Origin of the sequence: Nocardia sp. CA-129566 (genome assembly GCF_050956075.1) — a bacterium.
Taxonomy (GTDB): Bacteria; Actinomycetota; Actinomycetes; order Mycobacteriales; family Mycobacteriaceae; genus Nocardia.
Window position 1 is genome coordinate 3,346,256 of record NZ_CP192085.1, and the last position, 26,221, is coordinate 3,372,476.

At 66.3% G+C, this 26,221-nt stretch carries 23 protein-coding genes; 11 read left to right on the plus strand and 12 right to left on the minus strand.

Annotation, left to right across the window (positions count from 1 at the left end):
* The first annotated feature begins 30 nt into the window (after positions 1-30).
* Entirely contained in the window at positions 31-1,722 is a 1,692-nt protein-coding gene (gene accA / locus ACQP0C_RS14365) for an acetyl-CoA carboxylase carboxyl transferase subunit alpha (RefSeq protein ID WP_433734544.1), read from the plus strand.
* A 16-nt stretch (positions 1,723-1,738) separates the two neighbouring features.
* A complete protein-coding gene (accC, locus tag ACQP0C_RS14370) occupies positions 1,739-3,088 on the plus strand; it encodes an acetyl-CoA carboxylase biotin carboxylase subunit (RefSeq protein ID WP_433733414.1) in 1,350 nt (449 codons plus the stop codon).
* Here accC and ACQP0C_RS14375 read toward each other — a convergent pair.
* Positions 3,085-3,918 (minus strand): AfsR/SARP family transcriptional regulator, encoded by an 834-nt coding sequence (locus tag ACQP0C_RS14375; protein ID WP_433733415.1) that lies wholly within the window; start codon positions 3,916-3,918, stop codon positions 3,085-3,087. The genes accC and ACQP0C_RS14375 overlap by 4 nt on opposite strands.
* A gap of 409 nt (positions 3,919-4,327) precedes the next feature.
* On the opposite strand from ACQP0C_RS14375, the gene ACQP0C_RS14380 reads away from it, so the two are divergent.
* Positions 4,328-4,969, plus strand: a complete 642-nt coding sequence (locus tag ACQP0C_RS14380; RefSeq protein ID WP_433733416.1) for a TetR/AcrR family transcriptional regulator — start codon at positions 4,328-4,330, stop codon at positions 4,967-4,969.
* Between the two features lie 83 nt (positions 4,970-5,052).
* Positions 5,053-6,624: an MDR family MFS transporter gene (locus tag ACQP0C_RS14385; RefSeq protein WP_433733417.1), complete on the plus strand. Its 1,572-nt coding sequence runs from the start codon at positions 5,053-5,055 to the stop codon at positions 6,622-6,624.
* Between the two features lie 49 nt (positions 6,625-6,673).
* On the opposite strand, the gene ACQP0C_RS14390 is transcribed toward ACQP0C_RS14385, so the two are convergent.
* The 7 genes from ACQP0C_RS14390 to ACQP0C_RS14420 form a co-directional block, all read right to left on the minus strand.
* A complete protein-coding gene (locus tag ACQP0C_RS14390; RefSeq protein WP_433733418.1) occupies positions 6,674-6,895 on the minus strand; it encodes a hypothetical protein in 222 nt (73 codons plus the stop codon).
* A 78-nt stretch (positions 6,896-6,973) separates the two neighbouring features.
* Entirely contained in the window at positions 6,974-7,858 is an 885-nt protein-coding gene (gene phaZ / locus ACQP0C_RS14395) for a poly(3-hydroxyalkanoate) depolymerase (protein ID WP_433733419.1), read from the minus strand.
* An 18-nt stretch (positions 7,859-7,876) separates the two neighbouring features.
* Positions 7,877-9,601 (minus strand): PHA/PHB synthase family protein, encoded by a 1,725-nt coding sequence (locus ACQP0C_RS14400; protein WP_433733420.1) that lies wholly within the window; start codon positions 9,599-9,601, stop codon positions 7,877-7,879.
* Positions 9,602-9,640: 39 nt separating this feature from the next.
* Complete coding sequence (gene fabG / locus ACQP0C_RS14405) at positions 9,641-10,474, minus strand: 3-oxoacyl-ACP reductase FabG (RefSeq protein WP_433733421.1); 834 nt, start codon at positions 10,472-10,474, stop codon at positions 9,641-9,643.
* Between the two features lie 213 nt (positions 10,475-10,687).
* Complete coding sequence (locus ACQP0C_RS14410; protein WP_433733422.1) at positions 10,688-12,109, minus strand: phytoene desaturase family protein; 1,422 nt, start codon at positions 12,107-12,109, stop codon at positions 10,688-10,690.
* Positions 12,106-13,920: a DUF3556 domain-containing protein gene (locus ACQP0C_RS14415; RefSeq protein ID WP_433733423.1), complete on the minus strand. Its 1,815-nt coding sequence runs from the start codon at positions 13,918-13,920 to the stop codon at positions 12,106-12,108. The genes ACQP0C_RS14410 and ACQP0C_RS14415 overlap by 4 nt, the downstream gene beginning before the upstream one ends.
* A 28-nt stretch (positions 13,921-13,948) precedes the next feature.
* Positions 13,949-15,409, minus strand: coding sequence for a class I adenylate-forming enzyme family protein (locus ACQP0C_RS14420; protein WP_433733424.1), 1,461 nt, complete (start codon positions 15,407-15,409; stop codon positions 13,949-13,951).
* A gap of 162 nt (positions 15,410-15,571) precedes the next feature.
* Between ACQP0C_RS14420 and ACQP0C_RS14425 the strand changes: the two genes are divergently transcribed.
* On the plus strand, positions 15,572-16,933 hold the full coding sequence (locus tag ACQP0C_RS14425) for a PucR family transcriptional regulator (RefSeq protein ID WP_433733425.1): 1,362 nt from the start codon (positions 15,572-15,574) through the stop codon (positions 16,931-16,933).
* A 118-nt stretch (positions 16,934-17,051) separates the two neighbouring features.
* Here the strand turns inward: ACQP0C_RS14425 and ACQP0C_RS14430 are convergent, their stop codons facing one another.
* Positions 17,052-17,570: a L,D-transpeptidase gene (locus tag ACQP0C_RS14430; protein ID WP_433733426.1), complete on the minus strand. Its 519-nt coding sequence runs from the start codon at positions 17,568-17,570 to the stop codon at positions 17,052-17,054.
* A gap of 283 nt (positions 17,571-17,853) precedes the next feature.
* On the opposite strand from ACQP0C_RS14430, the gene ACQP0C_RS14435 reads away from it, so the two are divergent.
* From ACQP0C_RS14435 to ACQP0C_RS14445, 3 genes are read left to right on the plus strand one after another with little or no spacing between them, the layout of a single operon-like run.
* A complete protein-coding gene (locus tag ACQP0C_RS14435; protein ID WP_433733427.1) occupies positions 17,854-18,177 on the plus strand; it encodes a hypothetical protein in 324 nt (107 codons plus the stop codon).
* Positions 18,174-19,460: a hypothetical protein gene (locus ACQP0C_RS14440; RefSeq protein WP_433733428.1), complete on the plus strand. Its 1,287-nt coding sequence runs from the start codon at positions 18,174-18,176 to the stop codon at positions 19,458-19,460. The genes ACQP0C_RS14435 and ACQP0C_RS14440 overlap by 4 nt, the downstream gene beginning before the upstream one ends.
* Entirely contained in the window at positions 19,447-20,433 is a 987-nt protein-coding gene (locus tag ACQP0C_RS14445) for a hypothetical protein (RefSeq protein ID WP_433733429.1), read from the plus strand. Before ACQP0C_RS14440 ends, ACQP0C_RS14445 begins: the two co-directional genes overlap by 14 nt.
* A 637-nt stretch (positions 20,434-21,070) precedes the next feature.
* Here ACQP0C_RS14445 and ACQP0C_RS14450 read toward each other — a convergent pair.
* Positions 21,071-21,571, minus strand: coding sequence for a GNAT family N-acetyltransferase (locus ACQP0C_RS14450; protein WP_433733430.1), 501 nt, complete (start codon positions 21,569-21,571; stop codon positions 21,071-21,073).
* A 111-nt stretch (positions 21,572-21,682) separates the two neighbouring features.
* Here ACQP0C_RS14450 and ACQP0C_RS14455 point away from each other — a divergent pair, with 111 nt between their 5' ends.
* Together ACQP0C_RS14455 and ACQP0C_RS14460 are read left to right on the plus strand one after the other, a co-directional pair.
* Positions 21,683-22,702, plus strand: a complete 1,020-nt coding sequence (locus ACQP0C_RS14455) for an SDR family NAD(P)-dependent oxidoreductase (RefSeq protein WP_433733431.1) — start codon at positions 21,683-21,685, stop codon at positions 22,700-22,702.
* Positions 22,699-24,342: an acyl-CoA synthetase gene (locus ACQP0C_RS14460; RefSeq protein ID WP_433733432.1), complete on the plus strand. Its 1,644-nt coding sequence runs from the start codon at positions 22,699-22,701 to the stop codon at positions 24,340-24,342. The genes ACQP0C_RS14455 and ACQP0C_RS14460 overlap by 4 nt, the downstream gene beginning before the upstream one ends.
* A 10-nt stretch (positions 24,343-24,352) precedes the next feature.
* Here the strand turns inward: ACQP0C_RS14460 and ACQP0C_RS14465 are convergent, their stop codons facing one another.
* Positions 24,353-24,655, minus strand: coding sequence for a hypothetical protein (locus ACQP0C_RS14465; RefSeq protein ID WP_433733433.1), 303 nt, complete (start codon positions 24,653-24,655; stop codon positions 24,353-24,355).
* A gap of 32 nt (positions 24,656-24,687) precedes the next feature.
* Between ACQP0C_RS14465 and ACQP0C_RS14470 the strand changes: the two genes are divergently transcribed.
* Positions 24,688-25,434 carry a DUF5134 domain-containing protein gene (locus ACQP0C_RS14470; RefSeq protein ID WP_433733434.1) on the plus strand — a complete coding sequence of 249 codons (747 nt, stop codon included), beginning with the start codon at positions 24,688-24,690 and terminating at the stop codon, positions 25,432-25,434.
* Between the two features lie 79 nt (positions 25,435-25,513).
* Here the strand turns inward: ACQP0C_RS14470 and ACQP0C_RS14475 are convergent, their stop codons facing one another.
* On the minus strand, positions 25,514-26,188 hold the full coding sequence (locus ACQP0C_RS14475) for a PhzF family phenazine biosynthesis protein (protein WP_433734545.1): 675 nt from the start codon (positions 26,186-26,188) through the stop codon (positions 25,514-25,516).
* Between the last annotated feature and the right edge of the window lie 33 nt (positions 26,189-26,221).

Consider the following 26,221-nt stretch of genomic DNA (forward strand, 5'->3'; position numbering starts at 1 on the left):
CACCTTCCCCAAGCACAGGAGATATGCGTGATGAAGTCAGCACTCGGCTTGGACGGCGCCGCGGACTGGGTGCTCTGCCCGGCCTGTCTGATTCCGCTGTACGGCAAGCGGTTCGCCCGCGACCTCGGTGTCTGCGGTGAATGCGGCAGACACACGCCGATCACCGCCGAGCAGCGCATCGTTCAGCTCGCCGACGAGGGCCGCTACCAACCGCTCGCCGTCATCCCCACCGACGACGACCCGCTGACCTTCACCGATACCAAGCCCTATCCGGACCGGCTCGCCGCCGCGCGGGCACGCACCGGCATGCACGATGCGGTGTTGTGTGCGCGCGCGGCGATCGAGGGCAATCCGGTGATCATCGCGGCGATGGACTTCCGCTTTCTCGGCGGCAGTTTGGGCACCGCGGTCGGGGAGATGATCACCGCTGCGGCGGAAACCGCACTCGCCGAACGGATTCCGTTGCTCATCGTGACCGCTTCCGGTGGTGCGCGGATGCAGGAGGGACCGCTATCGCTGATGCAGATGGCGAAAACCAGCGCGGCGCTCGAACAGTTGGACCGCGCCGGAATTCTCACCATCACCGTGATCACCGACCCGACCTACGGCGGTGTCGCGGCCTCGTTCGCAACACTGTCGGATGTGCTGATCGCCGAACCGGGCGCGCGGCTGGGCTTCGCGGGCCGCCGAGTGATCGAGCAGACCATTCGCCAGGAGCTGCCGCTGAAGTTCCAGACCGCCGAATTCCTCTTGGAGCGTGGTCTCATCGATATGATCGTGCCGCGCGCGGGTCTGCGGCAGGCGCTGGGTTCCCTGCTGCGAGTCGCCGCTCCGGTCGACCCGACCGGCGATGCGGTCACCGAACTCGACGCGGGGACCATCACCGATCCGGCTCGGATGCCCGATAGCGATCCCTGGGCGCAGGTCCGGCGCGCGCGGACGCCGAGCAGGCCGACCGCGCTCGATTACTTCGCCCTCGCCTTCGACGGCTTCCACGAGTTGCGCGGGGATCGGATTTCGGGGGACTGCCCCGCCATAGTCGGTGGCACCGCGTGGCTGGGTGAGCAACCGGTCGTGGTGATCGGGCATCAGAAGGGCCATGAGCCGAAGGAGATGATGGCCCGCAACTTCGGCATGCCGACACCGGCGGGCTACCGAAAGTCCGTGCGGCTCATGCGTTTTGCCGAAAAGCTCGGTCTGCCGGTGATCACGCTTATCGACACTCCCGGTGCCTATCCCGGTGCGACTGCCGAAGAGCAGGGGCAGGCCGTGGTGATCGCGGAGAATATCCGGTTGATGTCGGCGCTGCGGGTGCCTGTGATCAGTGTGGTGATCGGCGAGGGCGGTAGCGGTGGTGCGCTGGCACTAGGCGTCGCCAACCGGGTCCTGATGTTCGCGAACGGCACGTACTCGGTGATCAGCCCGGAAGGCTGTGCGGCGATCGTATGGAATGATCCCGCTGCCGCATCGAAAGCCGCTGCCGCGCTGTCGCTTACGGCCAGTGATCTGCTGCGGCTCGGCGTGGTCGACGCGGTGCTGCCCGAACCGGGCGATGATGTCGGCTCCGCACCGCTGGCGGCGGCGAATCAGCTGTACCGGGCCCTGACGGCGAGTCTGCGGGAGCTCACCGGGCGTAGCGGTGCGGACCTCGCAGCCGAGCGGCGCGCGCGATTCCGCCGATTCGGTGCGCGACAGCAGGTTCCGGTCCGGTCGGTGGCGTAAGAGAGAGCGGGACATCATGTTCGACAAGATTCTGATCGCCAATCGCGGTGAGATCGCGCTGCGGGTCGCGCGCACCTGCCGGGAACTCGGTGTGCGCACCGTCGCGGTGCATTCGGTCGCCGATGCCGAGTCGGCGGTGGTTCGCTTCGCCGATGAATCGGTGCAGATCGGGCCGGCGGCGGCCAAGCGGAGCTACCTCAATGCCGCGGCCGTATTGGCCGCCGCCGAGCTGACCGGAGCCGATGCCATCCATCCGGGATACGGATTCCTCTCGGAATCACCGGATTTCGCGGATGCCTGTCGTGCGGCGGGCGTCACCCTGATCGGTCCGCCCGCCGATGTGATGGCACAGCTCGGCGATAAGCAGTCGGCGCGCACGCTGATGGCCAAGGCAGGTCTGCCGCTGCTGCCGGGCAGTCTCGATCCGCTCGAACCCGATGCGGCGCACGCACTCGCCGATTCGATCGGCTATCCGGTGATCATCAAGGCGGCCGCCGGCGGCGGCGGGCGCGGTATGCAGGTGGTGCGCGACAGTGCCGCGTTCCCGCAAGCTTACCAGCAGACGCGGGCGACCGCGCGAATGCTGTTCGGCGACAGTCGAGTCTATCTGGAGAAGTACCTCGAGGGCGCCCGGCATGTCGAGATCCAGGTGCTGTGTGACGGCTATGGCAACGGCGTGCACCTGGGGGAGCGCGACTGCTCGGTGCAGCGCAGACATCAGAAGCTCATCGAGGAATCGCCCGCGCCCCGGCTGCCGGACGGGCTCGCGGCGCGGATGGGCAAATCCGCGGTGGACGGGGTGCTGGAAGCGGGCTACGTCGGTGCCGGAACCGTGGAATTTCTGGTGGATCCCCAAGGGAATTACTATTTTATGGAGGTGAACTGCCGAATTCAGGTCGAACATCCGGTCACCGAAATGGTTACCGGTATCGATTTGATCGCCGAACAGATCCGTATCGCGGCCGGGCAACCACTCGGCATCGCCCAGGAGGATATTTCCCTGCGCGGCGCGGCAATTGAATGCCGGATCAATGCCGAGGACCCGTCGGCCGAATTCGCACCGGCTCCCGGAATTGTGGCGGAATTCACACCGCCAGGCGGTCCGTTCGTGCGCGTGGATACGCATGTGCACGCTGGCTATTCGATTCCGCCGCATTATGACTCGCTGCTGGCGAAACTCATCGTCTGGGCGCCGGATCGGGACCTGGCGCTCGCGCGCATGCGGCGGGCGCTGGCCGAGTTCCGGATTTCGGGCGCGCGGGTGCAGACGACCCGGGATTTTCTGGGAGCGGTGCTCGACCATCCGGCCATGCGGTCGGCGACGCATTCGACCGCGCTGGTGGACGAGTTGTTACGCGAGGGTTAGGCGGGTTTTGCTCGCGCCGAGCGGAATTCGGGGGAGTACCAGCCGATGAGATATCCGGCGTGGCGGCTGTTGAGCATGGCGCTCACCGACACGTCGGAGGCAGCGAGGATGTCCTGATGCAATTTCTGCAGCTTCTGGCACGGGTCGAGGCCGAGTTCGCGCTGCATCGACCTACTGAACTGCTGGTAGGAGGCCAGCGCACGGGCACGCTGGCCCGAACGGCACAGTGCGAACATGTAATACGCCTGCAGCCGCTCGTGCAGTGGGTGCTGCATGGTGAGTCGGGCCAGGTCAGGGCAGGTCTCGCGATATCTGCCGAGCCGCAGCTCGGCCTCGACGCGCAGCTCGACATTGGTCAGCCGCAGATGATCCAGATGCGAGATCTCCGCCGCGAGCGGTATTCCGCCCTCGACATCGACCAGCGCCGGACCGCTCCACAGCGCCTCTGCGGCGGTGAACAGGTCGACCGCGCGGTAGTCGTCGCCGGTCTTGGCCGCACAGCGGGCGGCCTCGGACATGGTCTGGTAGTCGCGCAAATCGAACTGGCAGTCCTTGACGTCGAACGAATAGCCCTTGCTGCGGGTACGCAGAAAACGTTCGGCCACTTCGGCCTGTCCGATGCCGAGTTGTTCGGCCATCTTCTTACGAATTCCGAGCACGTAGGTCTGTACGACGGTGACGGCGCTGCGCGGTGGATCGTCGTTCCACAGCTCTTCGACCAAAGTGGTGACCGGAACGACGGAATCGTGCCGGACGAGAAGTAGTGCGAGTAGTTGGCGTTGCTTTTGCGCGGTTGGCGTCGCATTGTGATTATTGAGAGCAAGCGTCAATGGACCTAACACACGAGCGCACACTGGATACTTCACTTGGAGTTCTCCTACGGGCGTAATCCCCCCGACCGATGTGAGGTTCTCGAAATCCCACCTCGCTGTAGGCAAGGTCAACAGTAGCGAAAATCGCATCTCGAGTCGATGAAACTTGAGTTATATCCGAGTTAATTCGACCTGAGATGTGCGTCAATTCTCCTACGTCGCAAGGAGATTCGACCGTCCGCTAATTCATGGGATGACGTCTGTGTGGCCGGTCGTTCTTTCGGTTGTTTCCGGATGGCACGAGTGTGCGCGATCGTCCCGGTGTGGCGATCGTCCGAGCTCAGGCGCCATCGCGGACCGTCTCCGCCGCGCGCCGCCCTGAACTTGCAGTTTCTGAAAAATTGCAGTTTGTGCTACTTTGGCGAACATGTCCAAGGCGAATCGCGACGAGCGACCGATCGGGTTGCGGGAGCAGAAGAAGCGCCAGACCCTGCTCGACCTCTGTCTGGCCGCGCGTCGGCTGGCGGTCGAACGGGGACTCGACGCCACGACCGTCGAGGACATCGCCAGAGCGGTCGGGGTTTCCCCGCGCACGTTCTTCAACTACTACGAGACGAAAATGGACGCGGTCGTCGGACCGGTCGACGAGATCGGCACGCCGGAGCTGCGTGCGGAGTTCATCGCCGGCGGACCGAGCGGTGTGCTGATGGACGATCTCACCTGGTTGTTCGCCCACGGATTCGAGTCCGAAACCGTTGTGCGCGAGGGTATCTCGCTGGTAACCGCGCTCATCAAGACCGAGCCGCGGGTGCTCGCGGCCTTCGTCGCGTCGGGTGCTCGACTGGAGAGCGTCATCGGTGAACTCCTCTCGGCTCGGCTCGGCACCGACGTATCACCCGAATTCGCCGGTCTGGCAGCGGGATTCATGACGACCATCACCACGAGGGCGGCCATGTCCTCGGCAAACGATCCGACCGTATCGCTGGCAGCGGCGGTATGCGAACACGGTGCGATGGCCGCGCGGCTGTTCGAACAGCCGCGCGGCGGGAACAGGAGAGGTAAGCAATGAACGGTGCGGCATCGCGAAGCGATTCCGTGAGGGGTGGTGGCCGGGCGACGGGTGGGTCGGCTGAATCGCCGCCCACGCCAATTGTGTTGACCCAGAAGAGGATCTGGCTCATCTTCGGAGCGTTGATCGCGGGGATGTTCCTGGCCAGCCTGGACCAGACGATCGTCGGCACCGCCATGCCGACCATTGTCGGTGACCTCGGCGGCATCTCCCATATGGCGTGGACCGCGACGTCCTATCTGCTCGCGACGACCATCATGATGCCGATCTACGGCAAATTCGGTGACCTGTTCGGCCGTCGCTGGCCGTTCCTGTTCGCCATCACCATCTTCACAGTCGCCTCCATCGGCGCCGCAGCGTCGACGAGCTTCTGGGAGTTCATCACCTTCCGTGGCTTGCAGGGTGTCGGCGGCGGTGGTCTGATGATCCTGGCGCAGGCCATCATCGCCGATGTGGTACCCGCCAAGGACCGCGGCAAATATATGGCCCCGATGGGCGCGGTCTTCGGCATCACATCGGTCGCCGGTCCGCTGCTGGGCGGCTTCTTCGCCGATCATCTCGGCTGGCGCTGGTGCTTCTGGATCAATGTGCCCATCGGTATCGCCGCGCTGTTCATCGCGTTCCGCTACCTGAGCATTCCCAGCCACCGGCCCAAGACCCGGCCCGACTATCTCGGTGTCGTATTGATGTCGGCGGCGACCACGCTGCTGATCCTGATCACCGACTGGGGCGGCAAGCAATATGCGTGGGGCTCAACGGTTATGGTCACGATGATCGCCGCGTTCATCGCCGTGGTCGCGGCCTTCGTACTCGTGGAGGCGCGCGCCGATGAGCCGATGCTGCCGCTGTGGTTGTTCCGCAACCGCACCTTCGTGCTGACCTCCGCGATCGGCTTCCTGGTCGGCCTGGTGATGTTCGCCGCCCTGGCCTTCATTCCGACCTATCTGCAGATGGCAACGGGCGCTTCGGCTTCGGTATCGGGTCTGCTGCTGATCCCCATGATGGTCGGTCTGATGATCGCGCTCATGGCCTCGATGACCATGGTCACCAAAACCGGCCGCTACAAGGCGTATCCGCCCCTCGGTGCGGCGCTGATCATCGTGGACATGCTGTGGCTGACCCGCCTGGACGCCGACACCCCGATGTGGGTCGTCTCCGCGATGCTGTTCGTCATGGGCGCTGGTCTCGGCCTGATCATGCAGATCATCGTGCTGGTCGTGCAGAATGCGGTGACCCCCAACCAGATCGGCACCGCGACCAGCGCCAATAACTACTTCCGCGAAATGGGCGGTGCACTCGGCGTAGCCATCTTCGGCTCGATCTTCACCAACCGATTGACCGAAGGTCTCACCGACGTCTTCATCTCCCACGGCCCCGAAGCCGCCGCGGCAAAGCTGGATCCGGGCGGCCTGGTCCCGTCGGTCGTCAAACACCTGCCCGACGTGCTGCACGACGCCATCGTCGGCGCGTACGTGGACGCCTTGGTCCCGGGCTTCTGGTACCTGATCCCGGGCGCGGCGATCGCCTTCGTGCTCGCACTGTTCATCCCGCAGATGAAACTTTCCGACGAAGCCGGCATGGTTGCGCGCGGTGAGGCGGTGATGGCGCAGAACGCGGCTCGCGAGCCGGAGCCGGAGCTGGTTTCCGAACGCTGAGGCGGTGTCGGCCGAAAGATGAAGCGTTGACCGGGCGATCGATGCCCGGTCAACGCTTCGATCGGGCGACCTCGGGGAAGCGGGCCCTGAGCTGGTCCAGGCATCGGCGCACTTCGCGCAGTTCCCGGATGTGTAGTCGGGATTCGGTTGTCGCCCTCGGGCTGCCGCGTCTGGTCAGTGTGGCCTCGATTGTGGCGGTCAGTGATTCGGCCTCGGCGGTGAGGAGGTCGTAGAACACACGCGCCTGTTCTACATCGGATTCGTCGCGCACCAGTTGCTCGTATCAGGCGATCGGCATCCCAGGCCGCCGGATGTGTCGCCTGTTGTGCAGGTTTTCGTTGCCCATAGTTCATATTCGCGGTGCCCGGCACACGTCGTCAATGCGGAACCGGTCTCCAGCCGTGGGCGCTCGAGTCGGACGTGGGCGCGCGGGGTCGGGTCGGAGAAATTCGCTGATCACCGGACCGAATGTGGCCGCGTCGGTGACGACGTCCACATGTCCGCCCGGATGTAGGTGCAGTGTCGAATGCGGCAGCATTCGGTGCATGATGCGGGCGTTGACGACCGGGATGATCGGGTCGTCGGTGCCCGCGATGATGAGCGTGGGCTGCCGGATCGCCCACAGCGCGGGCAAACTGGTCCACACCGAACCCGCGAGGAGTTGGAACAGGTAGCCGCGCCAGGATCCCGCGTGGACCAGACGGTGGAACAGTTCGGCGACGCGCTCGGGATCGGTGCGCGCAGTGCCGCCATAGATGGCCGCGGCGATATCGGCGGCGTACTCCGGATCCCGGAACCGGCGCGGCGTGGCCATCTTGACCAGCACCCGCGGGTGGGCGGGCACCATCAGAACGCCGGTGGCCGTCGACACCAGCACCAGCCTGCGGCATCGGCGCGGATTCTGAAAGGCGAATTGCTGTGCCACCGCACCGCCCCACGACAGGCCGAGCAGATCGACGCGGTCGATGCCCAGCTTGTCCAGGACGCGGCCGAGCAGCCAGGCCAGATACGGAAACCCGTAGGGGACCGGGGAATGCGGTGACCCGCCGGTGCCGGGCACATCGAAACGCAGGACCGGGATGTCGAGGTCGAGCCCGTCGACGACCGGCGCGAGCACCTCGAGCCCGGCACCGATGCCGTTGCACAGCACCAGCGGTACGCCCCGTCCCGGCCGGATATGCACCCGAATCCGTTGGCCGAATGCGGTGACGATGTGGTCCCCGGCGGCGATCATCGGCACACCCCCGTGGCATCAGTGTTCGTGGACATAGGTGCCCGGAGCCGGCCCCACGGGTGGCAGGCCCTCGGCGCCGAGCTGTTGCGGCGCGGGCCTTTCGGGTCCGCCCCGCTCGGCGAGCCAGGCGACGTAGTCGGGCCACCAGGAATCGGCGGCCTGCTCCGCCGTTTCCAGCCATTCGTCGGGGCTCTCGGTGTCGGCGGGCCCGAATCGATAGGACGCCTTGGGATTTCCGGGCGGATTGACCAGCGCCGCAATATGCCCGCTGGTCGAGAGCACGTACCGCTGCTGTGCGCTGCCCAGCAGACGTGCGCTGCGATAGGTGGCCTGCCACGGGCTGATGTGGTCGGCGATGCCGCCGATCACATACGAATCGACGGTCACCTTCGATAGATCCACCGGCGAGTCCAGCATGCTCACCGCACCCGGTTCGGTCAGCGAGTTGTGCAGCCCGAGCAGCACCATATCGCGATGCAGGGCCGCGGTCATGCGCGTGGTATCCGCATTCCAGAACAACACGTCGAACGCCGCGGGCGCGCGCCCCTGGACGTAGTTGTTGACCCAATACCGCCAGATCAGATCGGTCGGCCGCAGCCAAGCGAACACCTCGGCCAGCGCGCGTCCGTCGAGATAGCCCTTGCGCTCGGACATCCTGATCGCCGTATGCGCCTCCTTCTCCCCGAGCGCCGCCGAGGCGAAACCGGCCTTGGACTGATCGAGTACGGTCACCGCGAGCGTCAGGCTCGCCAGCCGATCGTCCTCGCCGATATCGCTGAGATGCGCGGCGACCATGGCCGCGAGTATGCCGCCGGAACAGCTCGCCATCAGATGCGCGCGCTCGGTGCCCGCGATCCGCCGCACCGCGTCGAGTGCCTCGACAATGGCGGCGCCGTAGCTGTCGAATCCCCAATCCCGGTGCCGGGCATGCGGATTGCGCCACGAGATCGCGAAGACCTGCTGGCCCTGCCGCAGGAAGTACTCGATCATGCTGCGGCCGGGTGCGATATCCATGACATAGAACTTGTTGATCACCGGTGGCACCATCAGCAGCGGAACCGTGCGCACCGTCGGTGTCTGCGGGGTGTACTGGATCAACTCGAACATCCGTGTTTTCAGCACGACCGCGCCCGGTGTCGTCGCGATCGTCTCGCCGACCGCGAAGGCATCCGGCTCGACCATCGCGGGAACTCGCGGCGCAGTGGCGATATCGCGCAGGAATCGGCGCAGGCCGCGGACCGCGCTCAGTCCGCCGGTATCGATGAGCGCCTTCCAGCCCAGCGGGCTGAGCAGCGGGTTGTTGCTCGGCGAAGCGCCCTCGATCACATTGTCGAAGACGAATTTCATCCGCTCGGCGTCGCGCCAGTCCAGATCGGCGTCTCGGTAGAGCGTCTCGGCGGTCTCGGATGCGGCCAGGTAGGCCTGCACGATGCGGTGCAGCAGCGGATTCTGTTGCCATGCCGGGTCGGTGAAGCGCTTGTCGTACTTGGCCGGCTCCCGGGTGGCCTTGCCGCGGGCGATCAGGCCGAGTTCCTTGACCAGTGATCGGCCGCGTTCGGCGACGGTGCCCGGCTTGCGGGTCAGCTCGGCGGCCATATGCGCCCAGGAGGTGTTCGGCGTCATGCGGCGGCGCAGGCCGAAGGCCGGGCCGAGCAGCAGCAGATCGAGCGGAGCGGCGAGCTCATCCGCGCCGCGGGCGGTGGTGGGCGGGTAATTGCGTTCGGTACCAACGGTATTCGTCACGATGACTCCTCTCGGGTGGATAGTTCGACGGTGCCCGGATCACATATCCATGCCGCCGTTGACGCTCCACACCTGTCCGGTGAGGTAGGCGGAGGCGTCGGCGGCCAGGAAGTGCACAACCCTGGCGACTTCCTCGGGGCGACCGGCCCGTCCCACCGGGATCTGGGAGGTGAGCTTGCTCATCACCCGCTCCGGAATGCGGTCGGTCATCTCGGTGGCGATCAGGCCGGGCGTCACGGCGTTGACCGTGATGCCGATGCCGTAGTCGGTGCGCAGGCCGGATTTGTCGAGCTGGCTGGCGGCCTCCTTGGCCAGGGTCTTGGTCAGCCCGAACAGACCCGACTTGGCGGCGGCGTAGTTGGCCTGGCCGATATTGCCGGTCTCACCGACCACGGAGGACACGTTGACAATGCGTCCGGTCCCCCGTTCGACCATGTGCGCGAGTGCGGCCTGGGAGAGGAAGAACGCGCCGGACAGGTTGACCGCGAGCACGGTGTACCAGTCCTCCTCGGTCATCGCGGCCACCGTCTTGTCCATGGTGATCCCCGCGTTATTGACCAGAATGTCGAGTCGTCCATGGGTTTCGATCACCTCGGCGATGGTGCGGCGACAGTCGGCGGCGGAGCTGATATCGCCCTGATGGGCCGAAGCGGTGGCGCGGTGCGCCTGGGCCTGTTCGGTGAGGTTCGCCACGAAATCCTCGGCGCTGTCGTTGCAATAGCCCACGGCCACTGTGGCGCCCTGGCCAGCGAGGCTGCGGGCGATCGCGGCGCCGATACCGCGGGTGCCGCCGGTCACGAAGGCGACGCGGCCGGTGAGTTTTCCGGTAGCGCGGCCGAGTCCGGGGATTTCTTGTACGTAGGAAGTGGTCATTCTCGATGCTTTCTGGGTATTTCGAATCTCTGTATGCCGCGCCGTTGCTAGCTGTAACTACTGTCGTAGGTAATTCGATCGGGATCATCGTCTCGAGGAGACGAGAACCGAAGAATTTGTTGGCAGATGGACACAGGACGTGCGGATATGCTGGGTCGCTATCGTTATGTGGCCGGTCACTCGAGGTGATATTGCTCTCGGGCGGCAGGATTGCTAGCCGAGCTCGTGCAGACGGCGCAGCGCCGATTGCGCAGCATTGGCGCCACACATGCCGTGCGCGCCGGGACCGGGCGGCGTGGCCGCGGAGCAGATATACATTCCCGGCACGCCGACGTCGTACGGGGACAGCGTGGTGCGCGGACCGAAGACCAACTGACGTATATCTTTGGCGCCGGTCATGATGTCGCCACCGACATAATTCGGGTTGTAGATCGCCATCTCCGTTGTCGTACGCACGGTCTGCCCGACGATGCGCTCCCGGAAACCGGGCGCGAACCGCTCGATCTGGGCGATGATCGCCGCGGTGGCATCGCCGGTATATCCGTTCGGCACATGGGCGTAGGTCCACAGCGGATGGACATTGCCGACCGAGCGCTGCGGGTCCGCCAGGTACTGCTGCCCGACCAGGACGAACGGTCGCTGCGGCATCCGGCCCGCGTTGATATCTCGTTCACCGGCGGCGATCTCGGCAAAGTCGCCGCCGAGGTGCACCGTTCCGGCGCGGCGGGCGTCGGGATCGGTCCAGGGCACGCCGCCCTCGACCGCGAAATCGACCTTGAAGGCCCCGGGCCCCTGCCGAAAGCGGCGGTACGCCTTGGCGATTCGGCGCGGCAGCCGATCGCCGAGGATAACGGCTACGGCGCCGGGTGCGAGGTCGAACATCGTGATGTCCGCGTGCGGCAACTGCGATATCGCGTCGATGCGGGTCCCGGTCTCGATCTTGCCGCCGAGATCGGCCAGCAGCGCGGCGAGCGCGCGGCTGATCGATCGCGATCCACCCGCCGCGACGGCCCACCCGTGCCGGTGTCCGGCGGTGATGATGCCGAGCCCGATCGCGGAGGTCAGCGGCTGATGCAGCGGCCGAAAGGTATGTGCCGCAATGCCACCGAACAACGCCCTGGCCGCCGTGGTCCGGAATGTCCGTGCCAGCATCGAGGCGGGCAGCACGGTCGGAATGCCGAACCGCGCCAGCGTCAGGGGGTGGTGTGGCATCCGCAGCAGCGGGCCCATGATGTCCTGCGCCAGCGCGTCGTACCGGGCCACCGGGCGATCGAATGCCAGTCGCCAGCGTGCGCCGTCTCGGCCCAGCCCGGCCGCGGTCTCCTCGACCGAGCGATGCAGCACCCCCGCCGAACCGCCGTCGAGTGGATGTACACAATCGATCTCGGGCAAGCGCCACTGCAGCCCGTACCGGTCGAGGCCGAGACTGCTGAGGAATTGCGAGCCTACGGCCATCGGGTGGGTGGCCGAGCAGTGGTCGTGCAGCAGGCCGGGCACGATCGCCTCGCTGGAGCGGGTGCCGCCACCGATCTCCTCGGCCGCCTCCAATACGGTGACCTGCACTCCGGCCGCGGCGAGGGCGACGGCGGCGGCGAGCCCGTTGGGCCCGCCGCCGACCACGGTCGCGGTGCTCATGCCAGCGCTCCATGCCCGTGCTCATCCAGGACGACCGGTGCGGCAGCGGGTTTCGGTTCGGTCAGCGACCAGCTCACCTCGGTCCGGATCGGACCGTTGGGCAACCAGGGCTGCTCAGCGACCGCGTCGGCGACCTTCCAGGTGCCGCGCTCGATCACCCCGAGCGCCGCGTCGATCACCTTGTAGTGCTGCACCTTGCTGCCCACCGCCTGCGACTCGACCCAGACGACGATCAACTCACCCGGCTCGAAGTGCGCCTCGGTCTGCACTGCCCGGATCAGATCCTCGTTGTGCAGGTGGCCGTCACCGAAGTTGAACCCGATCAGCGAGTTGCAGATGAACTCCGCCTCGCGCACCGTCCGGGTATCGATATCGGGCAGTGACTTCAGCAGCACCGAGAACAGGCCGCGGCCCTGACTGTGCATGGTGCGCCAGGCGATCGTCTTCTGCAGGGTGATCTCGGCCCATTGCGGCTCGTAGCCGAACTCGATGAACTGGTCGAGTTGATTACGCGCACTCCTGGTCACCCGATCCAGTTTGGCCTCGGCACCGGGCGCGAACGCCCACACCGCCGACGCCCAGTTGCCCGCGTACTGCCGCATCGAGGGCAGGAAGGACACCTTGTCGGGGCGGAAATTGCCCAGGATCGGGAAGAACACCAGCCCGGCCACGATCACCATTGTGAGCCACGGTGACGACATATCGGTGATGCCGTAACCGTCCCAGTTGGGGAAGCCGAGGAACAGGAAGATCGTGGTGTAGGCGAACAGCACATTCCACTCCAGCGGCACCGCCAGCGGGAAGGTCGAGACGATGAACAGGTGGAACACCACCATCGCTGTCGCCGCCGCCACGGTGAGCCAGATATTGGTCGAGAAGAACAACGTCAGCGGTGCGACGATCTCTACGAAGGTGCCGCCGACGTGCGCCATCACATCCGCTACCCGGGACGGCCGCAGGTCACGCGGGAAGTCGCGATAATGCGCCCGCTTGACCCAGGCGAACGGCACCGAGGGGCTGTTGCTGACCATCGGCGGGACCACGTTGGCGAAATGCTTGCCGAACTTCGACAGGCCCGCACCGACCCAGACGACCAGGATCAGCAGCTTCAGCGCGATGATCATGTTCACGAACGGCAGCACGGTGAAGAACACGAGCGCGGGCAGGTACTGCTCGCCGCGGGCGGCGAGGAAGACCGTCTTGTCGCGCAGGCCGTTGAGCACCAGCAGTACGATCGCGGGCACGATGAGCGCGGGGGCGACCAGGCCCGAGGTGTTGTCCGGGGCCGCGGCCGACAGCGAGTCACTGTGCACGCCGGGCAGCGCCAACGCAACCACCACGGCTCCCAGCATCGCCACATAGAGCACGACGTCGAACCAAGTACGGCGGTCGCCCCCGGTGAACGGCACCCAGCGCCATGGCCGCAACCGGATGGTGCCCGGCCTGGCCCAGAACAGGATGCCGCCGGTCATCGGCTTCACCTTGCCCGCGAGTGGTCCCCACGAGCCCGCGGCACCGATCGCCTCGAGCAGGACGGTCCACAGCACCGCCTTCTGATAGACGATCGGCTGGTCCCACCACTGCGAAACATGCCAGAACGCAGGCAGATCCGAGGTCACGGTCGCCACGACGATGCCGCCCAGCGCGTAGCACAGCAGCAGCTTCACGATATAGATCGTGTGCACCAATCGCGGTGAACCGAATCCGTACTCGCCCCAGCTGACGGCAAGAATGCGCATCCGCTCCATGAGCGGCTTCCGTAGGAAGGTTTCCGGATCGACGGCCGGGAGATCCGGTTTCGTGAAACTCATTGTGAACTCCTGATTTTCGAATGTTTTCTCAGGCACCCTGGAGGTGCAGCGATTTACGCAACGAGGATTTGTCGATCTTGCCGACGGCGTTCTTCGGCAGCTCGTCGAGAATCGTGATCGCCACGGGCAGTTTGAATTTCGACAGCGCGCCGCGCGCGTGCTCATGGATTCTCTCGGCGTCGATCTGCGCGCCGGAATTCAGCGAGACGAACAGCACCGGCTGTTCGCCGTACACCGCATCGGCCCGACCGACGACCGCGGCCTCGGCGATTTCGGGCAGTTGATAGATGACGGTCTCGATCTCTTTCGGATAGATGTTCTCGCCGCCGCGAATGATCATGTCCTTGGCGCGGTCGACCAGCACGAGATAGCCGTCCTCGTCGATGCGTCCGATATCGCCGGTGCGCAACCAGCCGCCCGCGAGCGCCCTGGCGGTTTCGTCAGGGCGATTCAGGTAGCCGCGCATGACATTCGGTCCGTGCACCTGTACCTCGCCCGGTTCACCGTCGGCCACCGGGAGGTCGTTGGCGTCGACGATCCGGATGGTCTGGCCGGGCAGCGGCAGCCCGACGGTGCCCGGCTTGCGTTGGCCGCCGATCGGATTGACGGTGCTCGCGCACGAGCCCTCGGACAGCCCGTATCCCTCGACAATCGGTATGCCGTAACGGCTTTCGAACTTGTCCAGCAGCTCGACGCTGGCTGGTGCCGCGCCGCACACCGCGAATCGCACAGTCGATGTATCCGGTCGCACATCCGCGGGCAGATCCGCCAGCATCGTGTACATGGTCGGTACGGCGGAGAAGTAGGTCGCGCCGCTGCGTTCGATCCGCTCGAAGAAGGTCTTCGGGCTGAACCGGCCCGCGATGGTGGTCCGGCCACCGGCCAGCAGTGGCGACAGCGTGCCGACGACAATGCCGTTGACGTGGAACAGCGGCAGGATGAGCAGGCTGTGGTCGGCGCCGGTCAGCTCGAATGCGTCGATCACCATGCGGCACATCGCCTTCAGGTTGGCGTGGTCGAGCATGACGCCCTTCGGGCGGCCGGTGGTACCGCTGGTGTAGATGAGCAAAGCCAGCGCGTCGTCGGACTGCTGGACCGGATCGGCGATGGCCGGGGGTTCGGCGGTCAGCTCACGCACCGGCAACAGCGCGGGTGTGGCCAGTTCGATCTGCCGATCGGTGACCAGCACCTTCGCCCCCGCATCCGCCACCTGGTATGCGACCTCGGATGGGACGAGCGTCGGGCTGAGCGGGGTGACGGCCGCGCCGATACGCCACGCGGCGAACAGGGCCACCACCAGGCTCACGGTATTGGGCAGCATCACGGCGACCACGTCCCCGGCGCCGATGCCCTGGCTGTGTAAGGTCGCCGCGGCCCGCTGGACGCGCCGGAGAAACTGAATGTTGTTCAACTCGACGTCATCGTCGGCGATGCTCGGTCCGTACGGGTCGCCGGTGGCGCGTAGATCGGGGAGTTCCGAAAGGTTCATGGACAATTCCTGGGGTTTCGAAGGGATACACCAAACGGTAGGAACCGAACACCTGGTAGACACCGTCGTGAAAATACGAAGTCCGCGGCCGGTGTTGTCGCGGGAAGACAACCTCATCGGGAAATCGATCACCCTGGTCGGCGCAGCGATCTACTGTTGGTTATGGCTGACCGGCGCCGGTTCGACGAGGCAGTCGTCCTAGAGAACGCCGCGCGAATCGAAGGGCTGCTCCGTGCCAGGCTGGGCGAGGTATCCCGGTCGATTCAGGAGACCCTGGCTGCCGAGGTTTCCGAACTGCGAGGTAATTCGCAGCTCATCGAATTGCTGGGCGCCAGCGTCGAGGGCAATATCGATACGGTCTTCCACGCGTTGCGCTACGACATCCCGATCGAGCGCGTCGAACCGCCGACCGCCGCGCTCGAGTATGCGCGGCGCCTGGCCCAACACAATGTCTCCTCCAATGCGCTCGTGCGTGCATATCGGCTCGGCCAGCAGGCGCTGCTCGATATGATCCTGGACGAGATCCGCGCCGCCGACCTCGAACCGACACTGAGCCTCGATGTCTACGAACGGATGACGACGGTCAGCTTCCGCTATATCGATTGGATTTCCCAGCAGGTCCTCGAGGTGTACGACGTCGAGCGCGATCGGTGGTCGGAGAACCGCAACAGCCTGCGCGCCGTCCGCGTGCGCGAGCTGCTCGATAACGGCGACGTGGATCCGGACGCGGTCACCGCGGCAATCCGCTACCCGCTCAGGCGAATTCACCTCGCACTGATCCTGTGGTACTCCGACGACGTGAAGGGCAACGAGTTGGTGCGGCTGGAGCGCTTCTTGCGCGAACTCACCGAATCGCTACCGACACAGGGGAGTGCGTTGTTCGTCGCCGCCGATCGAGTCAGCGGCTGGGGCTGGATTCCGTTGAGCGTCAACACCGCGCCGACCGTCGAGGGCTTGGTGCGTCGCTTCATCGCCGGGCACCACGATGCTCCGTGTGTCGCTCTCGGCAGGCCACTGCCCGGTATCGAGGGCTTCCGCCGCTCCCATCAGCAGGCCGAGAACGTCCGCAATGTCGCCATCGCCGCGGGTCCACGCACCGAGCGCCTCACGGCGTCCGGCGACCCCGGGCTGGCCGCGGCCGCGCTACTGGGCGGCGATCTGCCCGAGGCTCGGGCCTGGGTGCGCGATGTGCTCGGGCCGCTGGCCACCAACTCCGACAACGATGCGCGACTGCGCGACACCCTGCGCGTCTTCCTACATCACGGCGCCAGCTACAAGGCCGCCGCCGACGAGCTGAACCTGCACTCCAACTCGGTGAAGTATCGTGTCCAGCGCGCCGTCGACCGCCGCGGCCGCCCGATCGGCGAGGACCGCCTCGATGTCGAGCTCGCCCTGCTGCTGTGCCACTGGTTCGGTCCAGCGGTGCTCGGGCCCGTCGATGACGGCCATGCCACGACCGGTGGCATGCGCCGCGCGAACCGGTCAGCGGCCGGCCCGGAACGGGGGCCGAGTTCGGCGATATGAGGTGTCATCAGTGCGATGCGGCGGTTGGCGTTGGTGCGCAACGACTTTGCCGCTGATCCGAGCGGTGCGAGTTGAGCCCGGGTGGTGGAATGCGCTCGGGCCTTGCTCGGTGACGATGTCAGGGTACGACTTCGACGATGTCACCGGGTTCGAGGTGGTGGTAGGTCGCCTCGGCGCCCTCGGGGGTCATCCGGATGCAGCCGTGCGACTGTTCCTCGATGGGGCCGATATGGGTGGCGATATCACCGTTGAAGAAGACGGCCCACTTCATCGGAGCGTTGTGCATGGTGCTCCAGAAGTCCTCCCGCTTGAACGAGACCTTGAAGACCCCTGGCGGTGTCTCGTATCCGGGCCGACCGTGGGAGATCGGGGTCGGACCGTAGGTCACCTTGCCGTTTTCCATCAGCCAGGCTTCGTTCGTCGACAGCCGCATACACATCCGTGCGTTCTCGGCACACGGTGCGTAAACGGGAGCTGGCGGAATAGGCGGAATGATCGCCGGTGTGCCGATATCCGGGCCACCCGGCCACAATGGTTCTGCTTGCGCGGTGCCCGCCATCAGGAGTGCGGCCGATACGACACCTACGAGCACTGCGGATCTGACCGACCAGTTGCGAAAACGCTTGCTGTTCTTCACGCTACTGACCCCTCTCACCTTGGGCACCCTGGGCGTGGATCGCCAGGGTGATGATGGGACCAACCTCGTAGCGTCAAGCATATGACCGCCGCGAGGTGCAGGTGATCGTTTCCGGATTGCTACCTCGGCCTCTGTCATAACGGACTGGTGTCGCATCAGCGCCAGCCGAAGCCACATAGACTCGATCCGAGCACAGGATCGGGCGCGCATTGTCCGGGTCCCAAGTACGCTCGGAGTGTCGAAATGTGACGCGACAGATTGGTTTCCGTATTAAGGGGGAACAGTGGACGCGCTGAAGCTCGACCCGGCGGCGATGGCCGCCTACACCGCGATCGCGAATACGGTGTCGCAACAGCTGGCCTCGGCCTCGGCTGTCGCGGGTGGCGCGGTGAATCCGGAGCGGCTCGTCGCCGATCTCGGACCGGTCGGCGCCACATTCGTGGCCCGATTCACCGAGAAGGTGAACGAACACGTCCAAGCGCTCTCTACCGCAGGACAATTGGTGGCCGCCTATGGGCAGGTGCTGAACGACTACAGCGTGGATATGCAGGGCATCGACGTGGATTCCGCGGGCGCCCTTGCCCGGCAAGGAGATGCGCTGTCATGAGGCGACTGCTCCGACGGCGGCCCGCCAACAACGCCGCCGATACCCCGGTCACCACCATCGACCCGAATGTGGATCCGCCGATCGTGGCCGCGCTGGTGGAGCCGATGTTGCAGCTGCGTGCCTCGCTGGGCAGCGGCGTCGCGACACCGGACCACGCCGTGGTCAACGCGCTGTCCGCGGCCTCCACACAGGTCGCCGATACCGAGGGCCCGCACCGAGACGGTCTGCACGCACTGGAGTCGACCTGGACCTCGCGCGCCGCCGACGATGCCGTTCCGGCGTTGCGCACCACCCAAACCCAGATCGGTGATATCTCCGACCGCGGACCGGAATACCTGTCGGTGCTCGGTGACGCCCATGCCACCAGCGCCCGTGCCGCGCAGAAGGTGGACCAGATCATCGCGGACTTCCGCCGCGACGCCCGGCAGATCATGAGCACCGCGAGCGCGTCCTCGGATACCGACGCCGTGATCGCGCGGGCGACCCAGGCGCTGCGCGACGCCGTCACCGCGGTCAGCACCGCACGATCGGAAATGGACGGCCACACCGCCCGCCTCGATGCGATGGGACCGCTCACCGTCACCACCCCGCAGGGCATCGGCACCACCCAGCAGACGGTCGTGCCCGGTACGACCGACGCCACGACGACCGCGGGCGTGACGACGACAACGCCACTGGACCCGGTGCAGGCGGCCCAGCTCCAGCTGCAGCAGTACCTGATCAACGCGGGTGTCTCGGTCGGCACCGCCGCCATCGAGGCCGGGGTCAATATCGGCACCCACCTCATCGATAAGATCGCCGAAGTCGGTACGCACGCCATGGACACCGTGGCCACCTCCGCGGATAAGGCGATCGACAAGGCGATTCCGGAACTCATCCATCCCGGCAGCACCACGAACTCGACCACCGGTGATTCCGCCAGCAAGCCCACGAATGTGATCGACTTCGGTGGCGGATCGGGTCAGTCGGCCAAGCCCGCGCCGAATGCCGGAACCAGCTCGGTGATCCCGCCCAATGGGTCCACCGCCACGAAACCGGCTCCCGCGCCGACGCCGGCACCGGCGCCGCAGGCACCGGCCGTCGCGGATACGCCGCCATCGCGACCCTCCGGGCCGGAACCGGCGAACCAGCCGGGCACCACCGGTGGTCTGGCGATGCCGCCGTCACCGCAATCGGATGAGGACCGCCGCCCGCGCGACGGCCAACTCGGCGTCACCGTGCCGACCGTCATGGCGACCGTCCCGCCTGCGGTGATCGGCGAATTCGACGATGACGAGCTCTGATTCCGGCTCCCCGAGCCAGAACCAGGGCAATCCGTTCGATACCGGACTGCCCATGATCCGGCCCGCCGCCCCCGCCTCGAAGCGGCGGCGGCGCCCGGGCGCACGCCGCGGTTCGGGCCAACGACGAGGCCCTCGGGTCGATCCGCTCGACCCACCCGAGCGGCCGCTGCGGGCCCGGCCGTCCGGGGATTGGCAGGAATGGCTGGAACCGCGTCGTCCCGCCGCAGCGTCACCGGAGGCGGAGCAGAGCCGGACGCAGACCCGCACGGTCCAGACCGAATCGCTGCTACCGGCGCAGACCAAAGCAGTCGTGCCCACGATCATCGATCGGTCCGGCGGCAACCCCGGTCCAGCGCTGCGGCATCCGCCGCGGCGTCGCGATGCGCAACCGGCGGGTGGCGGCAATCGGGTGGTCGCGGTGCTGATCGTGCTCGGTGTGGTGCTCGCGGTGGTTTCGGTGTTGATGTTCGTCTTCGGCGGCTCGGGTGAGCAGAAGCGCCCCGCCGCGGCCACCTCGGCGGCCGTCGTGCCCGGGACCGCCGGGCGTGTGCCGGGGACCACCGCACCCGGCGATCAACCGTCGGCGGTGGCGACCCCGGGCTGTGAACAGCGGCGCACCGGCGAGGTCATCTCCGGCACCGATCCGGGTGGCACCAGCGATGGCCCTTCGGCCATCCTCGCCTTCGAACGGGCCTATTACGTGCAACGTTCCGGGTTCGCGGCGCGCGGCGTCGTCGCCAATGACGCGAATGTGCCCGCCGCCGACCAGATCCAGCGCGGCATCAACCAGGTCCCCATCGGCACCCTGTACTGCGTGCAGATCACCCGCGCGGGCAGCGATGCGGGGGAGGCGCACTGGGAGGTCCGGCTCACCCAACAGCGTCCGGGCGAGCAATCGCAGACCTTCACCCAGATCATCACGACCCGAACGGCTGGCAATCGAACGCTGATCACCGCCATCAACGCCGCCTGACGCGGACCGGCGATCGCTGGTGCGGGCAGCGCCGAATCGGGCTGTGCGGGACCGAATCGAGTCGTGCGGGTCGCTGAGTGTGCGGTGGCATTCGAGTTGTCCGGGGCCGGATCGATTCTGTGGGGTCACAGTGAGTGTGCGGTGGCATTCGTGTCGCGCAGGGCCGGATCGAGCTGTGTGGGGTCGCTGAGTGTGCGGTGGCATTCGAGTTGTCCGGGGCCGGATCGATTCTGTGGGGTCACAGTGAGTGTGCGGTGGCATTCGTGTCGCGCAGGGCCGGATCGAGCTGTGTGGGGTCGCTGAGTGTGCGGTGGCATTCGAGTTGTCCGGGGCCGGATCGATTCTGTGGGGTCACAGTGAGTGTGCGGTGGCATTCGTGTCGCGCAGGGCCGGATCGAGCTGTGTGGGGTCGCAGAGTGTGCGGTGGCATTCGAGTTGTGCGGGGCTGGATCGAGTTGTGCGGGGCTGGATCGAGTCGTGTGGGTCGTATTGAGCGTGCGGTGGCTCGAAGTCGTGCGGGGCCGGATCAAGCCGTGTGGGGTCGATTTGAGCGTGTAGCGCGCCCGTTCGAGTTGTGTGCGGCCGAATCGAGTGGTGCTGTTGCGAGCAGCCGACGCGGCGAGCGCGGTCGCGGTGCTCAGAGGGCGCGCGTCATGAAGACGCTGTGCGGGTCCTCGATGTAGTCGGCGAATGGTGGGCAGATCTCGAAGCCGTGCCTGGTGTAGAGCCGTTGCGCCGGGGCGAAGTAGTCGGAGGCTCCGGTCTCCAGGCTGAGCCTGCGGAAGCCGCGCGCACGGGCCTCGGCAATGAGGTGGTTCAGCAGGGTGGCGGCGATGCCGCGGCCGGTGCGATCGGTGGCGGTACGCATCGACTTGATCTCGCCATGAGTGGCGTCGAGCTGTTTGAGTGCGCCACAGCCCGCGAGTTCGCTATCTTCCCAGGCACTCCAGAAGGTGATGTCCGGGCCGCGCAGGGCATCGAGGTCGAGGGCGTGCACGCTATCGGCGGGCGAGTGGTCGTACATCTCGGCCAGATGCTGCGTGAGCAGGGCCGCCACCTGCGGGCCGGAGAGATCGTCGACCACGATCCGCAGGTCGGCGGTTCGGCTCGATAGCTGCTCGTCGATATCGCTGGACATTCGTCCATCATGGACCGTGCGCCTGGACCCCGCTGTCTGGGTCGGTACTCGACGAAGGCCTTCGGCAAGCTTTACTGTGAGGGCACTCGCCCTCACCTTAGGTGGCCAACGATGTCGATGTTCGAGAAGTTCGCGCAGCAGGCGAACAATGTGCTGATCAAACCGCGTCGCCTGCCCGCACCCTGGGTGCCGTCGCTGGCCGATCGGGTCGCGGGACGCACTGTGCTCATTACCGGCGCGTCCAGCGGGATCGGCCGGGCGCTGGCCGAGGCGGTCGCGGCGGCGGGTGCGACGACCCTGGTGGTGGCAAGGCGCGCCGATGAACTCGAAGTGCTGGTGCGCGAGATCGGTGCGCGCGGCGGGGTGGCGTACGCGATCGCGGGGGACCTGTCCACCGAGGAGAGCATTGATGCCGTTGCCGACCGGGTACTCGCCGAATTCGGCGCACCGGAGATCCTGGTCAATAACGCGGGCCGCTCGATCCGCCGGTCGGTGGCGAATTCCGAACGCCGCCTGCACGATTACGAACGCACCATGCGGGTGAACTACCTCGGTGCGGTCGGGCTCACCCTGCGCCTGCTGCCGGGCATGCGGGCTCGCGGCTCCGGCTATGTGCTGGCGAGTTCGTCGATCGGGGTGCAGGCCAACCTGCCGCGGTTCTCGGCGTATGTGGCGTCCAAGGCGGCGTTGGATGCGTTCATGCGGGTCGCCGCCGTCGAATGTCTCAGTGACGGAGTCCGATTCGGTACCGTGCATCTGCCGCTGGTCGATACCGACATGATCGGACCGACCGGCTGGGGTGGCTTCACCCCGCTCGCTGTGGACGAGGCGGTGGCATTGCTGATCGACGCGCTGCGGCGGCAACCGGACCACGTGGGCGTGCCCTTGGGTGCCCTCGCCGCGACCGGCGGTCAGCTGATGCCACGGACTGCGCGACTGTTGCTGCACTACTTTCACCGCATGCTCCCCGAATCGGCTGCGGCTAAGGGGATTCGACCCGATGATCCATCGATTGCGTCCGACCATGGCGGAAATCTCAACAGCACAAGCGTAGTTCGGCCCGACCCGCGCGGCGCATCGATGCCAGCCGACGTGCGGGCGGCCGCGGACCACGCGAGGATCGAATCATGAAGTTTGCCAACAAGTTCGGGACGCTGGCTACGATCGCGGCGCGCCGGGCCGCCGATGAGGCCTACTACGCCGCACTCACCGTGCGTGCCGGACTCGCGACGCCCGAACGTCCGGATCGGCTCGCCAGAATGGGCGCGGCGCTACTGCGCTCGGGACTGCTCGGCGGCCTGACAACCGTTGCCGCCCTGCGTTATCGCGATCGCAGCGCCATTATCGACGAACTCGGCCGCGTCAGCTTCCGCGAACTCGATGAGCGCAGCACCGCACTCGCAAATGCCTGGCGCGCGCGAGGTCTGCGCGACGGCGACGGTGTGGCAATCCTGGCGCGCAACCATCGCGGCTTCCACTATTCGGTTTTCGCCGCGGCCAAGTGCGGTGCCCGAATCATCCTACTCAACACCGACTTCGCGGGCCCGCAGCTGCGCGAGGTGGTGACCCGCGAGGGCGCCGACCTGCTGGTCTTCGACGACGAATACGCCAGCATGCTGGGTGATTTCACGCCGCGGCGCGGCCGCTACCGCGCCTGGGCCGATAAGCCGGGCGTGGACACCCTGGACAATCTGATCGCGGGCGCCGCGCGCACACCACCGCGCAAACCGCGCACCGCCACCCGCGTCGTCCTGCTGACCAGCGGGACGACCGGAACCCCGAAGGGGGCGCCGCGCAGCAGTGAGCCGACCTCGCTGTCGCCGCTGGGAGCCATCCTCGTCAAGGTGCCGTTCCGGGCGCGCGAAGTCACCGAATGCCCGGCGCCGCTGTTCCACACGCTCGGTTTCGCGCACGCCATCCTCGCGGTCGGCTTCGGATCGACGCTGGTCATCCGGCGCCACTTCGACGCGCAGGCGGTGCTGGACAGTCTGGACCGGCATGGTGCGACAGCCATGATCGCGGTGCCGGTGATGCTACAGCGGCTCGTCGACGCCGGACCGAAAGCCTTTGTCGGCCGCGATCTCTCGCGGTTGCGGATCATCTTCGTCGCCGGATCCCAGTTGGGTGCACAGCTGTGCGGCCGAGTGACCGAAGCCTTCGGACCCGTGGTCTACAACATGTACGGATCCACCGAGGTGGCCTACGCGACCATTGCCACGCCCGCCGATCTTGCGGTGGAGCCCGGCTGCGTCGGCTCGCCGGTGCCGAGCGCCACCGTGAAGATCTTCGACGACGATGACCGCGAGGTGGGCCCCGGCATTACCGGGCGGATCTTCGTCGGCAATAACTACCAGTTCGAGGGCTATACCGGCGGCGGTGACAAGCCCCGCATCGGGCGGTTGATGTCCACCGGCGATGTCGGCCATTTCGACAGTGCCGGAAGACTTTTCATCGACGGTCGCGATGACGATATGATCGTCTCCGGTGGCGAGAACGTCTTCCCCGGCGAGGTCGAGGAACTCCTCGCGGCCCATCCGGCGGTGGCGGAGGTCAGTGCGTTCGGCGTGCCCGATGACCGGTACGGTCAGCGGCTGCGCGCAGTAGTCGTTGTGCGAGAGGGATATTCGCTCACCGAGGATGAGGTGCGCGAACACGTCAAGACGCAGCTGGCTCGGTTCAAGGTGCCGCGTGATGTGTTGTTCATCGATGAACTCCCGCGCAACCCCACTGGCAAGGTGCTCAAACGCGTACTGCGGCAGCTGTCGGCCTGAGCCAGCGCTCTCACAGGATGCCCAGCATCCGCCGCATCGTATGCCGCAACTGCGCCGGATCGGGCATCGCCGTGCGGAACCACCCGGTCGGCGGCATCACCACCAGTCCGCGGAGCCGATGCTCGACACAGTCGACGATGGCACCCGCGACCACCTCCGGATCGGGCGCGTAACCGTGTCGGGATCCGCACTCGGTGTGGCACGCAACGTGGTCGGTGACGTGCTCGCTGCGGGAGCGCAGATCCCGCCGAATGGTGCGGCTGAAGGGGTTGCTGCGGAAAGGGCGGCCGAGGGGCGTATCGGATGCGAGCATGGATTGTAGCGCGGTGTCGGGAGGTGATGGGCGTGGTGGAGTTCGCGCAGGAGTATGCCGCCCTGCGGTGGTCGGTGGTTGTGGCGTTTCTCTTCGCGGCGGCGGTGGTGCTCGGCCGGTTGGCGGCACCGGCTCGTGAGATGCGGCGGACGCCGGGGCAGTGTGGTGCCCCAGGGACGGCCGTCGTCCCGCTCGTTGGCGTCGGGACAGCGGCTGCTGATTCTCTTCGGCCGCAAGCACATTCGATTGGTCAGGGCGTGGCGGCATGTCACGAATCCGATGCCGCGCATCTGATCATGTGTCTGGTCATGCTCGCGATGCTGGTCTTCCCCGCGGGCGCGAATCCGGTCGCGTTGCGTGGGGTGCTCATCGCGATGATCGTCGTCTTCGCGGCACTGCTGGTTGATCGAATCGTGGAGTGGCGCAGTGCAACTCGATTGGTGCCCGGCGATCGAATGGTCGCGCTGGGGTACCACATCCTCGTCGCGGTCGCGATGCTGTATGCGATATCCGGACACGGTGCGGGCGGCCACACCGGTGGACCGATGCCAATTCCCGCCCTGGCACTCGCCACGCTATTCGCCGCGGACGCGATCGCCCTGATCATCGCGGCAAGCACCGGACGACGGCAACGCTGGCTCGGCCATCCGATCGCCCCGCCCCCCAACTCGCCTCAACCCAATTCCTTCATCCCCCGCACCCTGTCATCAGCGATGGTCCCCCACCTCGTAATGGACCTGGGCACCACCTACATGCTGATCGCCGCCATCTCCACCTGACCCCAGCGTTGGACAAGCGATCACCATGCGCTCATGCAGGTAAACGTCGAGAGCGCTTCTGCACCAACGCATTCTCGAGTTATAGGGTGATCGGGGAGTCGGGGGAGACTCGGCCGCCTAGGCGGACCCAGCCGTCGGAGTCCCATTCGGTGAAGAGTTGGGAGCCTTTGCCTTGGGTGATGATGAGGCTGCGGCGGAGTAGGGCGGTGATGGCTACGGCGGCGGCGCCGGTGGCTTCGTCCTCGGCGATGCCCATGGACGGGGCGAACATTCGGGAGCGCAGGGCGCCGCGATGCTCGTCGGTCCAGGCCCACAGGTAGTGCTTGCCCTCGTCGAAGTCGTCGGGCCGCAGGTGCGTCAGTGTGTCGACGTCGTCGAGCTGGTGGAAGGTGAATTCCGGCGCCCATTCGCCGCGCGCCCTGATCCAGGTGAGGCTGTCGGTGAGTTCGATGGCGACCGGACCCGCGGGCACCTGCAGGATCCGCACCGGGCGGCCCTGCTCGGCGAACCACCACGCGGTACCGACGGACGGGTGTCCGGCAAAGGGCAGCTCCACCGCGGGGGTGTAGATCCGCACCTTGGCGATCTCATCGACCGGCTCCTCGACGACGACGGTCTCGCTGAAGCCCGCCTTCGCCGCCAGGGCTTGGTGGTCCGCCTCGGCGACATCGCTTGCCCGGGCGATGCCGAGTTCGTTACCACCCCGCCCGGCCGGGTCCGTGAAAACGCGCACGACCTCGACCCGTATACCCATGGCCTCAGGTTCACCTTGTGTGCCCATGATCGC